This is a genomic window from Corynebacterium sp. HMSC062E11, from assembly GCF_001811845.1.
Classification (GTDB): Bacteria; Actinomycetota; Actinomycetes; order Mycobacteriales; family Mycobacteriaceae; genus Corynebacterium; species Corynebacterium hesseae.
In genome coordinates this window covers 1-13,189 of sequence record NZ_KV806780.1, presented here as the reverse complement: position 1 = coordinate 13,189, position 13,189 = coordinate 1, and the positions used below count along the sequence as shown (strand labels likewise).

Annotated in this window: 12 protein-coding genes; 4 read left to right on the top strand and 8 right to left on the bottom strand. The window is 58.5% G+C overall.

Annotation, left to right across the window (positions count from 1 at the left end; translation table 11 throughout):
• Positions 1 to 60 precede the first annotated feature (60 nt).
• From HMPREF2822_RS02415 to HMPREF2822_RS02390, 6 genes are all read right to left on the bottom strand, one after another.
• Positions 61 to 1,191, bottom strand: coding sequence for an ABC transporter ATP-binding protein (locus HMPREF2822_RS02415; protein ID WP_070520449.1), 1,131 nt, complete (start codon positions 1,189 to 1,191; stop codon positions 61 to 63).
• A gap of 26 nt (positions 1,192 to 1,217) precedes the next feature.
• The gene (locus tag HMPREF2822_RS02410) at positions 1,218 to 2,528 is read right to left on the bottom strand and encodes an ABC transporter substrate-binding protein (protein ID WP_070520445.1); all 1,311 of its coding nucleotides are present in this window, start codon (positions 2,526 to 2,528) and stop codon (positions 1,218 to 1,220) included.
• A gap of 76 nt (positions 2,529 to 2,604) precedes the next feature.
• Positions 2,605 to 3,576 carry a carbohydrate ABC transporter permease gene (locus HMPREF2822_RS02405; protein WP_070520443.1) on the bottom strand — a complete coding sequence of 324 codons (972 nt, stop codon included), beginning with the start codon at positions 3,574 to 3,576 and terminating at the stop codon, positions 2,605 to 2,607.
• Positions 3,577 to 4,551 carry a carbohydrate ABC transporter permease gene (locus HMPREF2822_RS02400; protein ID WP_070520440.1) on the bottom strand — a complete coding sequence of 325 codons (975 nt, stop codon included), beginning with the start codon at positions 4,549 to 4,551 and terminating at the stop codon, positions 3,577 to 3,579. It abuts the gene before it with no gap.
• A 238-nt stretch (positions 4,552 to 4,789) separates the two neighbouring features.
• Positions 4,790 to 5,509, bottom strand: coding sequence for a glycerophosphodiester phosphodiesterase (locus HMPREF2822_RS02395; RefSeq protein WP_070520437.1), 720 nt, complete (start codon positions 5,507 to 5,509; stop codon positions 4,790 to 4,792).
• A gap of 60 nt (positions 5,510 to 5,569) precedes the next feature.
• A complete protein-coding gene (locus HMPREF2822_RS02390; RefSeq protein ID WP_070520434.1) occupies positions 5,570 to 6,862 on the bottom strand; it encodes an SAM-dependent methyltransferase in 1,293 nt (430 codons plus the stop codon).
• A 186-nt stretch (positions 6,863 to 7,048) separates the two neighbouring features.
• On the opposite strand from HMPREF2822_RS02390, the gene HMPREF2822_RS02385 reads away from it, so the two are divergent.
• Positions 7,049 to 8,392, top strand: coding sequence for an NAD(P)/FAD-dependent oxidoreductase (locus HMPREF2822_RS02385; RefSeq protein WP_070520431.1), 1,344 nt, complete (start codon positions 7,049 to 7,051; stop codon positions 8,390 to 8,392).
• 99 nt (positions 8,393 to 8,491) lie between these two features.
• Positions 8,492 to 9,328: a bifunctional hydroxymethylpyrimidine kinase/phosphomethylpyrimidine kinase gene (gene thiD, locus HMPREF2822_RS02380; RefSeq protein WP_070520428.1), complete on the top strand. Its 837-nt coding sequence runs from the start codon at positions 8,492 to 8,494 to the stop codon at positions 9,326 to 9,328.
• On the opposite strand, the gene HMPREF2822_RS02375 is transcribed toward thiD, so the two are convergent.
• Positions 9,325 to 9,927 carry a class I SAM-dependent methyltransferase gene (locus HMPREF2822_RS02375; RefSeq protein WP_070520425.1) on the bottom strand — a complete coding sequence of 201 codons (603 nt, stop codon included), beginning with the start codon at positions 9,925 to 9,927 and terminating at the stop codon, positions 9,325 to 9,327. The two genes, thiD and HMPREF2822_RS02375, sit on opposite strands and share 4 nt — an antisense overlap.
• 83 nt (positions 9,928 to 10,010) lie before the next feature.
• Between HMPREF2822_RS02375 and corA the strand changes: the two genes are divergently transcribed.
• Positions 10,011 to 11,084, top strand: a complete 1,074-nt coding sequence (corA, locus tag HMPREF2822_RS02370) for a magnesium/cobalt transporter CorA (RefSeq protein WP_070520423.1) — start codon at positions 10,011 to 10,013, stop codon at positions 11,082 to 11,084.
• Positions 11,085 to 11,088: 4 nt separating this feature from the next.
• Here the strand turns inward: corA and HMPREF2822_RS02365 are convergent, their stop codons facing one another.
• Positions 11,089 to 11,535 (bottom strand): PaaI family thioesterase, encoded by a 447-nt coding sequence (locus tag HMPREF2822_RS02365; protein ID WP_070520420.1) that lies wholly within the window; start codon positions 11,533 to 11,535, stop codon positions 11,089 to 11,091.
• A 43-nt stretch (positions 11,536 to 11,578) separates the two neighbouring features.
• Between HMPREF2822_RS02365 and gndA the strand changes: the two genes are divergently transcribed.
• On the top strand, positions 11,579 to 13,036 hold the full coding sequence (gndA, locus tag HMPREF2822_RS02360) for an NADP-dependent phosphogluconate dehydrogenase (RefSeq protein WP_070520417.1): 1,458 nt from the start codon (positions 11,579 to 11,581) through the stop codon (positions 13,034 to 13,036).
• The last annotated feature ends 153 nt before the right edge of the window (positions 13,037 to 13,189 follow it).

Genomic DNA, 13,189 nt, shown 5'->3' with positions numbered 1-13,189 from the left:
CGGTGGCGGCACCCCTCGTGGGAGCCCCGCCACCGGCACGTCAGTCGTGGCGGAAGCAGCTTAGAGATAGTCGTAATTGATTTCGGTGTCTGGGGCGAAGAAGACGCAGCCGCCCTTCATCGGGCGCAGGTAAATCGTGTCTCCCTGGTGCACGGCAATGCCGCGCGGCACCTTCACAGTGATCCGGTCACCGCGGACTGCGATGACGTCGTCCGCCGATTCCTCCCGGCCGCCGTAGACGTACAACTCGGAGCCAAGGTGCTCCACAATGTCGACCCGAACTGGTAGCCCATATTGCTCACCGGGTTGGTTCACGCCAACGATTTCCCAGTTCTCTGGGCGCACGCCGACGATGACGCGATCCGATGCCACCTTCGCGGCCTGCTCCGGCGGCATGTAGTAGTCCAAAGCATGTTCCTTGCCGCCGACAACGCGACCGTCGACGAAGGGGACGTTGTCGATGAGAGTCATAGCCGGCGAACCGATAAACGTCGCCACGAACGAGTTACCCGGATTCTCATACAACGTGTTCGGCGCGTCGACCTGCTGAATGATGCCTTGTTTGAGAACGCACACGCGGTCCCCCATGGTCATTGCCTCAGTCTGGTCGTGCGTGACGTAGACCGTGGTGGTATTGAGCTCGCGCTGCAGCTGCAAGATTTGCGCACGCGTCGATACGCGCAGCTTCGCATCCAAGTTGGACAGCGGCTCATCCATGAGAAAGACCTTGGGCTGGCGAACTATGGCGCGTCCCATCGCCACGCGCTGGCGCTGGCCGCCCGACATCGCGGAAGGCTTGCGATCAATGAGGTCTTCCAGTTCCAACATCTTCGCGGCATTATTCACGCGCTTTTCGATGGTTGCCTTATCCACCTTGGCGTTCTGCAAGGCAAAGGCCATGTTCTGGCGCGCTGTCATGTTGGGGTACAGCGCATAGGATTGGAACACCATGGCTACATCGCGATCCCGCGAGCGGGCTTCAGTAACGTCAGCCCCGTCGATGAAGATCTGCCCTTCGTCGATTGGCTCAAGGCCAGCGAGCATGCGCAATGTCGTAGATTTGCCGCAGCCCGAAGGCCCGACGAGTACTAGGAACTCGCCGTCCTTGATATCTAGGTTTATGCGGCTAACCGCCGGAGGCTTCTTCGGATCATAAATCCTGGAAGCTTGACGGAATTCAACTGTAGCCATGGTGTCCTTTCAAACTATCCGAAGTGTTACTTGAGCTTCGGGGTGATGTCGCGGTCGATAACGCTCTGGGTCTCCTTCTGCAGGTCACCGAATGCGGACTCCACGTCCTCATTGCCTACGGTGATGCGATCGAGAACACCACCGATACGCTGGCCGCCGCCTGGTACGAAGACGCGAGCATAGTCCTGCGGCTTGGTGTTCTCGTTGAGCTGCTCGATAGCGGTCTGCGCGTTCGGGTTCTCCTCCAAGAACTTCTTCTCTTCCGGATCGTCCAAGGCGTCCTTGCGCACCGGCATGTAACCCGTCTTCTGGGAGAACTTGATGGTGTTCTCGGTATTAGTCAGGAAGTCAATGAACTTAACCGCGTTAGCCTTGCGCTCGTCAGAAATGCCAGCCGGCACGGCCAGTCCGGCACCGCCAGTCGCTGCCGAAGGACCAGGGCCCGGCAGGTAGGTGGTGATGAACGGAATCGTTGCCGTCTCCTTCAGGCCACCCAAGGAACCGGTGGACTCCAACAGACCGGAGGCCTTGCCGGAGCCGAATGCGACGGTCGGGTCAGTGGAGATTTCGATATGCCCAGCCTTGACTTGCTCCTGCAGGAACTTACCTGCCTCGATGGACTCCTTCGAGGTAAAGTTCGGTTCCCACTCATCAGAGTAAGAACCACCGAAGGCCCAAATCATGCCCTGGAAGTACCAGTCGAAATAGCTGGAGCCATCCGGAACAGTAACAGCCGGCTTGTTGAGCTTGTCCTTGATCTTGGTAGCCCACTCGTCGAACTCTTCCCAGTCCTTCGGGCCACGATCGGTAGGAAGCCCCGCTGCCTTGAGGTCATCGGTGTTCCAGTACATCAGGTTCGTGGATCGGGAGTACGGCACGCCGTAGTGCTTGTCCTTGTACTTGTAGTCTTCACGCAGGGTATCGACGTAGCTCTCCGAGTCAATGTCGTTCATCTCCCAGAGGTCATCGAGCGGCGTGGTGGCCTCATTCAGTGCGAAGTTGAACCAGGTGACGTCGGAGGCAACGAGGACGTCAGGCAGATCGCCGCCTGCGAGGGCAGCATTGAAGCGCTGCGCAACTTCCTCATAGTTGGATCCCGCGGTGACCAGCTCAACCTTGAGATCCGGGTTTTCCTTCTCAAACTCATCAATGAGCTCTTGCTCTAAGTCGCGCGAGGATCCCGGGTGATTGGACCAGAAAGTAATAGTGTTGGCATCGCCGCCATCCTTGGAGCCGCTTCCTGCAGTGGTCGAGCCACCTGCGCAGGCGGTCAGAGACACGGTGGTCAGCAGTGCTGCACAAACGGCAGCGATGCGAGTAGAGGTCTTACGAGACATGGTGGAGGTTCTCCTTGAAAAGTGAAGAATATGGGGGACTTGAGTGAGTTGGGCGTTGAGATAGCAGGCGGTCAGACTAACCCTTGACTGCGCCCGCAGTCAGGCCCTTGATCATCGGCTTCTGAAGAATGAGGAAGATAATGATCATGGGCAGAGTTGTCAGCACGGTGCCGGCCATCACCGGCGCCCAGTTTGTAACGCCTTCCGCATCCTGCAAGCGGGTCAGGCCCACCGGCAGCGTGGCGGCAGCCGGTGTATCCGTAATCAGGAAGGGCCACAAGTATTGGTTCCATTCATTGACCACGGTAATGAGGACAAACGCAGACAGCGTTGGCCACGACATTGGCAGGACCACTCGGAACAAGGTGGTAAAGAAACCTGCTCCGTCCATGCGAGCGGCCTCGAGAATTTCCGGGGGCAATGACTGGAAGTGATTGCGCATGAGGAAGGCACCGAACGCCACGCCCGCCAGTGGGATGATGACGCCAGCGTAGGTATCTCTCCAACCCCATGACGCAACCAGCGAGTAGTTCGAAATAATGGTGATCTGGTTGGGAACCATCAGCGAGGCGATGATAAGCAGGAACAGTAGGTTTCGGCCGGGGAAACGAATGAATGCGAAGGCATAGGCAGTCAGAACGCCGAGGACTACCTCTACCACCGTCAGGATCAGAGTGATGATGACGGAGTTTTTCAGGTAGCTCGAGAAGCCAGAGGTCTGCCAGACGTAGGAATAGTTCTCCGCCTCGAGCGGATTAGGCCAGAAGGAAATTGGATCCGAGTACACGTCCTGGAAAGACTTGAAGCTGGTGATGAAAATAAAGTACAGCGGCACCATAATCATCAGCACTGTCAGTACCAAGGCGATGTAGCCGATGACCTTCGTCGCTGGATGACTGTGATCAATTGGCTCGCCTTTGCGTTTTCGCTGGGCATCAGTAATGACCGGCGCTGCGAGGGATTGGGAGCCAGGAACGGGTGGCAGTTCGCCTTTGGCTTGCGGGAGACCTACCTGGACGGAAGCCGGAATTGCGTTGCTTTCGGACATTTACTTATCCATCCTTTCCTGCAACTTAATCTGCAGCACCGTAATGACAAGCACTACGAGGAACATGATGGTGGCTACGGCTGCGCCATAGCCGGCGCGGTTGTTGATGAAGGTTTCCTGGTACACCTGGAAAACCATCGTGGAAGTTCCGTAGCCGAACGGTCCACCACCGGTCATCGCATTGATGATGTCGAAGACCTGGAAGGAATTGAGCAGCACGGTAATCAACAAGAAGAAGGTGGTGCCGCGAAGCTGCGGCAGGACCACACGGAAGAAGTGTCGCGCGGCCGGGGTACCGTCAATCTCCGATGCTTCGTCAAGATCACGGCGCCGTCCTTGCAAGGCAGCCAGATAGATAACGAAGACGTAGCCTACGTTTTTCCAAATATAGGTCACCGTAATCATGAACAGCGCCCAGTTCTGTTGTTGGTAAAAGTTCGGCACATCGACCCCGATGATCCCCAAGAAGTATTGGATGAGGCCGTAGTTGGGATCAAAGACAAACTGGAAGGCCACGCCAATCGCCGCACCTGCGATGACGTAGGGAGCGAAGACTATCGAACGCACCGCAGCGCGACCAAAAAGCTTTTGGTCCAGCAGCAATGCCAGAGCCAGTCCCAAAACCATCGAACCGGCCACCGCGAAGAAAGTAAAAACGACAGTGTTGAACACCACGCGTCCGGTATCCGGTGCTTGGAACCAGTCGATGTAGTTCTGAAGACCGACAAAGGTCATGGTCGGCGATGAAATATTCCAGTTAAAGAAAGAGATGCGAATGTTATCGACCAACGGCCGATAAGTGAAAAGAACGAGAAGGAGAAGGTTCGGGCCAACGAGCAATGCCGCAAGACCGATCTGTTTCCAATCGAGCTTCCGTTTGCGTGGATGACGCGCGAAGTCCTCGGAGACGACCGGCTTCTCAGTGACTGCAGGGATCGCAGCCGTTAGCCCGCTTGCCGGGGTGGAAATTGCCATGCAGAAGAAACTAGACCAAGGCAGTAAACAAAAAGTTTATTGAAAGTATTGACTTGATAAACAGCAGGAAAATTTCCGGAGCCGAGCACTCGAAAACCCATGCTGCGCGTGGGGAACATCACAAGCAACACAATGGAAGACCTCACATCACGTTGCGTTAATGAGAGAACTCCGCCATCTCTTTAGATAGACCATTTCGGTCCATGACGGATCAGATGAGGATGTAGCCTAACGCTGGCTAACTGCGCGAAAGCACGTCGATTGCCAGCTCTGGCAGGTCGGTTGCCATGAGCGATACTCCGTTTTCGCGGCACCACTCCATGTCCTTTGGCAGGTTCACCGTCCACACGTAGGACGGGGCATCAACACCGACAAAGAAGTCGGCGTCCCTCCGCGCTTGGTGAATCGAAGGCCCAAATCCCGTTGCACCCTCGAGCATTTCCGGGACTCCCTCATCAGGTTCAAGGAGAAGGAATGACCGCAAGGACGGCAAGAAGTGTCGAAACCGAGCAATTGCTTCGGGGTTGAAGGAGATCAGGCTAAACCGTGGGTCGGCATCGAGCTGTCGGCCGCGTAGGACTTCCGCTACCGATTCCTCAAGGCGTGCACCAAAAGGAGACGGATGCTTCGTCTCTATGAGCAGCTGCTTTCCGGGGTAAGACATGACGAGGTCCACGAGTTCGTCGAGAAGCATGATGCGTTGCGGATCCCCGTGGGTACCGAAATTGAGTGTGCGCAGCTCCTCTAGGGTCATGTCGCCAACAGCGCCGGCGCCATCCGACGTCCTGTCCACCGTCTGATCGTGGATAACTACGACTTCTCCGTCTTTGGTTAGGTTGACGTCGCACTCCACACCAGCCACGTCGAGTTTGAGGGCTTCTTCGAAGGACCGGAATGTGTTTTCGGGGTACCAGCCGTTATAACCTCGGTGCGCGATAATTCCTGGGCGCTCTGACATACTCTTATCCTCCGGGCGGCAAAGTGAATTGTGACGTTGGCGCCGCCCCAGTGTAGACCGCTAACGCCGGCCGCCGCGGTGGCGGTGGGTCGCCACCACGTGCACGGCATCCAGCATGCCCAGGCTGAGCACCGCCTCGCGCAGGGCAAATTGGAAGGTCCACAGGCGTCGAAAGACCTGATCGAACCCGGCTGCCCCGGCTTCGCGGTGGCGGCCATCGAAAAAGCTGCGCTGGTAGCGAAGCGTTTCGAGGTAGTGGCTTCCGGTGTGGGTTTGCGCGATGATTCGCAGGTTGGAACGCTTATCGAAGAGCCTATGGGTTTCTTCCAACAACGGGTATTCCAAGCCAGGCCAGATATAGGCACGCAGAACCTGAATCGCCGAACGAGCCGCCGGAGTCATCGCATCCGTGGCAAAAAGCGAAGCTAAAGCCAGACGCCCGCCACTGACCAGCGAGCGGTCCAGCATCTCGACATATCGGCGGCGTTCCGGCGGCGAAAGCGTCTCCAGCTTTTCGACGCTCACTATCGCGTCATACCGCCCGCGCCACTTCTTTGGGTTGGGCAAGGCCGTCTCTATGCCCTGCACGTGAACCGAATCAGCGGCGCCTTCGAGAAGCAGTTGCTCGTCGAAAAGCGCCTTCTGCTCCGTGTCGCCCGTAAGCACGTCCACCGTGGCGCGCCGGGCCACCGCCTGAACCGCTACTTGCAGCCCAGTGGCTGGGTAGACCAGGAGGTGGGTTCCGGCGCCGGTGCGGGTGGCGTCGAGAAGCCACTGCGCAGCGCGACGCTGTGCGTCGCCCAAGTCCTCGCGGTCCGTTGATGCCGGCTCGGTCACCGTGGTTACATCGACGAAGTGCTCTTTGGGTTCTTTTCTGCCCGCACGCGCGCTATAGCTACGCACCGCCTCGCGCACCGTAGTGGGTACGCCACTTGCAAAAATGCCGCCCGAATGGCTCAACGAGTCACCTGCGTACAGTTTCACAACGTCAAGGGGTAGTTCACCAGGGCTCGATGTCTCCACGGCAAGCTCCTTGGCCTTCGGCCGATAACCCACCCCCACCAGCCGCGTGAGGACTTTGACAAGGCGCTCAGAATCGGGAGTTGTCCACTCGCCTGCCATATAAGACTCGGCTAGCCCCAGCCAGCCCGAATCGGCGATGCGGGAAAAGAGGGCGTCGTGAAGCACGGCTACATCTGGGTCTTCGCCTTCCAGCTCTACCCCAGCCTTGGAACAGGCCTGCGCAAACTCCGCTTCCGCCCGTCCGCTCTTCAAACGCAGCAAGCGCGGTGAAGGGACGGTAGCCACGCCGGGCCACACCGCAGCATCGATCGAAGCCAAGTGGGGATACACGCTCTAGTCAGCCTTCCTCATCGCACGGACGTGTCTTCCCAGACTAAAGCCAACTGGGTCCGCACGGGTGGAGGCGCGGCCTAAAAAGCCAGTTAATAACCCATAAAGTATGCATGTACCGCTAGAAGGGTTTAGACTAACTCGGGTAAAATAATCTAGCTTTCTTAAGGAAGGTAATCAAACACCATGGCGCAAACTCCCCACCGTCCTAGTAACGGCCGCCACCACGTCGTTGTTATCGGTGCCGGCTTCGGCGGTATCAACGCCGTCAAGAAGCTCAAGGACGCGGATGTTGAGATCACCCTCATCGACAAGAAGAACCACCACCTCTTCCAGCCGATGCTCTACCAGGTAGCCACCGGCGTCATTTCCGCCGGCGAAATCGCCCCGTCTACGCGTCAGATCTTGCGTCACCAGGACAACGTTAACTTTGTCAACGGTGAGGTCACCGACGTCAATATCAAGGATCAGACCGTCACCGCGGAACTCGATGGCGCTGTTCGTACCTACGGCTACGACTCCCTCATTGTGGCAGCCGGCGCTGGCCAGTCTTACTTCGGCAACGACCACTTCGCCGAGTATGCCCCAGGTATGAAGACGCTGGATGATGCCCTAGAGATCCGCTCCCGCATTATCTCCGCTTTTGAGAAGGCGGAGCTGGAAGAGGATCCTGCAAAGCGCGAGAAGCTGCTGACCTTCGTCATCGTGGGCGCTGGCCCGACCGGCGTTGAGCTGACCGGCCAGATTGCCGAGCTGGCACAGCGCACCTTTGCTGGCGAATACTCCAATTTCGGTTCCTCCTCCGCCAAGATTTACCTCTTGGACGGCGCTCCGCAGGTCCTTCCGCCGTTTGGCAAGCGCCTCGGCCGCAAGGCTCAACGCACGCTGGAGAAGCTGGGTGTTGACGTGCGCCTCAACGCCATGGTTACCGACGTCACCGCTGACGCCGTCACCTACAAGAACATGAAGACCGAGGAAGAGGTCACCATCGAGGCCGCGACCAAGATCTGGTCCGCAGGTGTCGCCGCTTCCCCGTTGGGCAAGGTCATCGCTGACCAGGCTGGCGTGGAATCCGACCGTGCCGGCCGCGTCTCCGTTAACGAGGACCTCACGGTTGGCGAGTACAAGAACGTCTACATCGTCGGCGACATGATTTCCCTCAACCGCCTTCCGGGCGTGGCCCAGGTGGCCATCCAGGGCGGCAACCACGTGGGCAAGCTCATCGAAGCCAAGATCGATGAAGAGTCCACCGCGAACGAAGCCGAGCCGTTCGAGTACTTTGACAAGGGCTCCATGGCCGTTATTTCCCGCTTCAACGCCGTCGTCAAGCTGGGCAAGACCGAGTTTGCTGGCTTCCCGGCGTGGATCTCCTGGCTCGGCCTGCACATCTTCTACATCGTTGGCTTCCGCAGCCGTACCCTCGTGGCGCTGCACTGGATCCTCAACGCCTTCTCGCGCGACCGCGGCAACCTGGAAATCACCCAGCAGCAGCGCGTCGCTCGCAACGTCATTGACCGCGACCTTCACTAAGTTCTACGCGCTTTAAGGGAGAGAGGAATCATCCTCTCTCCCTTTTCTTTGGCCACATACGGTAGAACGGAAGAAGTCCCTAGCGTAAAGGAGAAAACCGTGAACCGTCCTGCCCTGCCTCGCGTCCTCAGCATTGCTGGCACCGATCCCACGGGAGGGGCGGGAATTCACGCTGACCTCAAATCCTTTGAGGCGGCCGGCGCCTATGGCATGGCAGTGGTGACGGCCCTCGTCGCGCAAAACACGCAAGGGGTGCGCGCCATCCACACCCCTCCGGTGGAATTCCTGCGCGAACAACTGACAAGTGTGAAGGAGGACGTGACTATCGACGCCCTCAAGATCGGCATGCTCGGCTCGGTGTCCATCACCGAAACGGTGAGCAAGTTCGTCTCTACCCTGCCCGAGGGGGTTCCCATAGTCTGCGATCCGGTCATGGTCGCCTCCAGCGGCGACCGCCTACTCGAACGGGAGGCGGAGCGCGCTGTGCGCGAACTCGCCCGCCGCTCCACCGTGGTCACGCCGAACTTGCCGGAGCTCGCTGTCCTCGCGGACGTCGCACAGCCGCGCATCCTCGAGGAAGCAATCGATATCGCCATTCAGTGGGCTCACGACAATGGGACCTGGGTCGTGGTCAAGGGCGGACACCTCGACGGCGCCCAAGCCGATAATGCAACGGTAAGCCCGTCCGGCGCGGTAACCCGCGTGCCCTGCCCGCGGATTAACACGAAGAACACGCACGGCACCGGCTGCTCGCTCTCCTCCGCGCTCGCAGCACGTTTAGGAGCGGGGGAAACACTCGACGAGGCATTGGTATGGGCCACCGAATGGCTCCACGAAGCGATAGAGAATGCTGATGCGCTTCACGTCGGTCGCGGGCGCGGCCCCGTTGACCATGGTCACCGGCTGCGGCGCCTCGCCGCAGGCGCGCAGCGCTAACCCAATAGGTCTGCGCCGGGGCGGGTAAGCACGGCCACCATGAAGGTGGAGTTCTCCTTAAAGACCTTCATGTCCCAGGATGCGAAGATGAAGTCGACTCGGTAGCCCACCGCGCGGGCGAGGTCGAGGAATTCATCGAAGCCCCAACCACGACCTTCGCCAAAACCAACGACGAACCGACCACCCGGGCGCAAAGCGTTGAAGACGTTGCGCAGAGCGGCCTCACGTCCTTCGATGGCAATGAAGGTCATCACGTTGCCCGCAGCCACAGCGATATCAAAGTTACCCTCCGGGATTTCCTCTTCCGAAAGGTCCCCCACTTCCCAACGGGCCTCCGGATAATCATTGACCGCATGCTCGATCAGGATGGGATCGACGTCCACGCCCAACACCGTGTGGCCGCGCTTTGCCAACTCACCGCCGAGGCGCCCGGAACCGCAGCCGGCGTCGAGGACGCGGGAGTGGCGTTCACTCATGGCGTCGATAAGCCGGGCTTCCCCATCGATGTCCTTGCCCTGGGCCCGAAGTGTCTTCCACTTCCGCGCAAAGTTATGGGAATGGGCGGGATTCGCTGCAGTAACTTCTTTCCAGGTAGGCATGACAACGATTATATGCCCTTACAGGTGTAAGCTTTAGCCGCCATTACAAAACGCCTATACGAAACGAAGGAGGCTGAGACACGATGCCATCTGTACCGTCACCATTCAAGCCACGCAAGAAAAACACTTCTGACGACAGTGCTCCGAGTTTTTCCGTTCCCGTCGAACGTGCCATTGAGCACTGCCGCGTGTTCGTCGATGGCGAGGCTCTTCCCGGCGAGTTTTCGCCGCACAGCGCGCTGCAAACCGTGGAAGAGTACGGACGCGGCTTCGTGTGGGTAGGCCTCTACGAGCCGCTCGAATCACAGATGACGAAGGTGGCGGCTGAGTTTCGTATCCACGAGCTCATCGTCGAGGACGTCGTCCAAGCTCACCAGCGCCCGAAGCTGGAACGCTACGATGACCAGCTGTTCGTGGTGGCGCGGTCGGTGAACTACCGGGATCACGACGAGGTAGCCGATAAGCGCCAAATTATTTCCACTGGTGAGATGCAGATGATCATCGGTGACACATTCATCATCACGGTGCGTCACTCGGCGAAGCTACCCAACTTGGCCTACGTGATCGATGATGAGCAGGACCTCGTCGAACAGGGCCCCGTGTCCCTAGCGTGGAAGATCCTAGACATGATGGTGGACCGCTATTCGGAGATCTGCCGCCTCATCGCCATCGAGGTCGACGAGCTCGAGGAAGAAATCTTCACTCCGAATTCGCTGCCGAACATCGATCGCATCTATATGTTCAAGCGCGAGATTCTGGAGATGAAGCACGCCATCGTGCCGCTTTCGCCTGCTTTGCGCTCGATGGTCTCTGACCACAAGGACCTCATTCCGAAGGCGATTCGCTCCTACATCAGGGACGTCAACGATCACCAGCTGGTGGTCCAGGACCACGTGTCGGGGTTCGATGAACGCTTGACCTCGCTTATCGACGCCTCCGTGGCCAAGATCAGCATGCAGCAAAACTCCGACATGCGCACGATTTCCGCGGTGGTTGGTATGTGGGCCGCACCAACGCTTGTCGCGGGTATCTACGGAATGAACTTCGATGTCATGCCGGAGCTGCATTTTCCTTGGGGCTATTACGGCGCAATCGGCCTCATGGTGTTAGTCGTGGCCGGAATGTGGTGGTGGTTCCGCCGCAACAACTGGTTGTAAGAGGCTACTGCACCACCATCGTGCGCAGCGTGGACGCGGCGAGGAGCACATCCCCCTGGCTGATCTTAACCTCCCACAGCTGCGTGCGGCGCCCCTTGTACAGCGGTGTAGCAACGGCGGTCACCGTGCCCGAAGCCACCGGCTTGAGGAAATCCGTGTTGTTGTTGACACCGACAACGGGCTTGCCTGCGAGGATTAGGCTGCCGACGGATGCAGTCGATTCCGTAATTGTGCAGTACAGACCCCCATTTGCAACGCCCCAAGGCTGGTGGTGATCTGGGACGACTTCCACCTCAGATCGAACCTCGTCTGCAGAAATGTGCGTGTAGCGCAGGCCAATAAGCCCTGCGAGCCCCTGCGGGTTGGAGTTGATCAACTCGAGTTCTTCCGCGTTGAGCGGACGCGACTGGGAAACGGCCAAGAGCTTTTCAAAGATTTCAGAGTGGTTCATGCCACAACAGGTTAGTGGAATTCGGTGACGTAGGATGGTGAACATGACTCAAAGTGCTGAAAAGACAGATCTCGCTCAGATTGGCGTTGTGGGGCTTGCTGTGATGGGCTCCAACCTTGCGCGAAACTTTGCTCGCAACGGCAACACGGTCGCGGTGTACAACCGCAGCCCGGAAAAGACTCGCGCGCTCATCAGCGAGCACGGCGATGAAGGAGCGTTCATTGCCTCCGAGAACGTCGAGGACTTCGTTGCCTCCCTCGAGCGCCCGCGTAAGGCGATCATCATGGTTAAGGCTGGCGCGGCTACTGACGCCGTCATCGAGCAACTCACCGAAGCCATGGATGAGGGTGACATCATCATCGATGGCGGCAATGCACTGTTCACGGACACCATTCGCCGCGAGAAGGAGGTGGCCGCTAAGGGCCGTCACTTCGTCGGCGCAGGCATTTCCGGTGGTGAGGAAGGCGCGCTCAATGGCCCGTCCATCATGCCTGGTGGCCCAGCTGAGTCTTGGGAGACCTTGGGACCAATCCTCGAGTCCATCGCCGCTAATGTCGACGGTACTCCGTGCGTGACCCACATCGGACCCGATGGCGCTGGCCACTTCGTCAAGATGGTGCATAACGGCATCGAATACGCCGACATGCAGGTTATCGGTGAGGCTTACCAGTTGCTTCGTTATGGTGCGGGCATGGAACCGGCTGAAATCGCCGAAGTCTTCCGCGAATGGAACGCCGGAGACCTAGACTCCTACCTCATTGAGATCACCGCCGAAGTACTAGCACAGAAAGATCCGGAGACAGGTGCCCCGCTTGTCGACGTCATCGTGGACGCCGCCGGTCAGAAGGGCACCGGCCGCTGGACCGCCATTAATGGTCTCGAGCTGGGCGTGCCGATCACCGGCATTGCGGAATCCGTTTTCGCGCGTGCGCTCTCTTCTGCCACTGCTCAACGTGCAGCTGCCCAGGAAGGCCAGCTGCCTTCCGGAACCATTGCCGAGCTCAATGTGGACAAGGCTGAGTTCGTCGAAGACGTTCGCCGTGCACTGTATGCCGCGAAGCTCATTGCCTACTCCCAGGGCTTCGATGAGATCAAGGCTGGCTCCGAGGAGTTCGGCTGGAACGTGGACCCACGCGATTTGGCCACCATCTGGCGCGGTGGATGCATCATTCGCGCGAAGTTCCTCGATCGCATCCGTGAGGCCTACGACAACAATGCCGACCTGCCTGCCTTGATTCTGGACCCGTACTTCAAGGGCGAGCTGGAGAACCTCATCGACCCCTGGCGTCGCGTCGTGGTTACTGCAACGCAGCTGGGCCTGCCGGTTCCGGTGTTTGCCTCTTCCCTGTCCTACTACGACAGCTTGCGCGCCGAGCGCCTCCCAGCTGCTCTGATTCAGGGCCAGCGCGATTTCTTCGGCGCCCACACCTTCAAGCGTGTGGACCGCGAGGGCACGTTCCATATCGAATGGTCAGGTGACCGCTCGCTTACCGAGATGTAGCTGCTAAGCCCCTCCCCTGAGGGGCTTTTCTTATCCCTCCGCTACCCGCGACCAGAATTTTTCTTCTTCCGGTTGCGGGGTGTAGAGTCCTGTTTTAGTCTCTGTGCTCATGGGGGATATTGAAACCTACATCCGCCTTCGCAATTCGGGGAT

Excerpts from the sequence above, each read along its gene's own strand:
- HMPREF2822_RS02415 (WP_070520449.1), bottom strand. The coding sequence starts at position 1,191 with ATGGCTACAGTTGAATTCCGTCAAGCTTCCAGGATTTATGATCCGAAG.
- HMPREF2822_RS02410 (WP_070520445.1), bottom strand. The coding sequence starts at position 2,528 with ATGTCTCGTAAGACCTCTACTCGCATCGCTGCCGTTTGTGCAGCACTG.
- HMPREF2822_RS02405 (WP_070520443.1), bottom strand. The coding sequence starts at position 3,576 with ATGTCCGAAAGCAACGCAATTCCGGCTTCCGTCCAGGTAGGTCTCCCG.
- HMPREF2822_RS02400 (WP_070520440.1), bottom strand. The coding sequence starts at position 4,551 with ATGGCAATTTCCACCCCGGCAAGCGGGCTAACGGCTGCGATCCCTGCA.
- HMPREF2822_RS02395 (WP_070520437.1), bottom strand. The coding sequence starts at position 5,509 with ATGTCAGAGCGCCCAGGAATTATCGCGCACCGAGGTTATAACGGCTGG.
- HMPREF2822_RS02385 (WP_070520431.1), top strand. The coding sequence starts at position 7,049 with ATGGCGCAAACTCCCCACCGTCCTAGTAACGGCCGCCACCACGTCGTT.
- HMPREF2822_RS02375 (WP_070520425.1), bottom strand. The coding sequence starts at position 9,927 with ATGCCTACCTGGAAAGAAGTTACTGCAGCGAATCCCGCCCATTCCCAT.
- corA (WP_070520423.1), top strand. The coding sequence starts at position 10,011 with ATGCCATCTGTACCGTCACCATTCAAGCCACGCAAGAAAAACACTTCT.
- HMPREF2822_RS02365 (WP_070520420.1), bottom strand. The coding sequence starts at position 11,535 with ATGAACCACTCTGAAATCTTTGAAAAGCTCTTGGCCGTTTCCCAGTCG.
- gndA (WP_070520417.1), top strand. The coding sequence starts at position 11,579 with ATGACTCAAAGTGCTGAAAAGACAGATCTCGCTCAGATTGGCGTTGTG.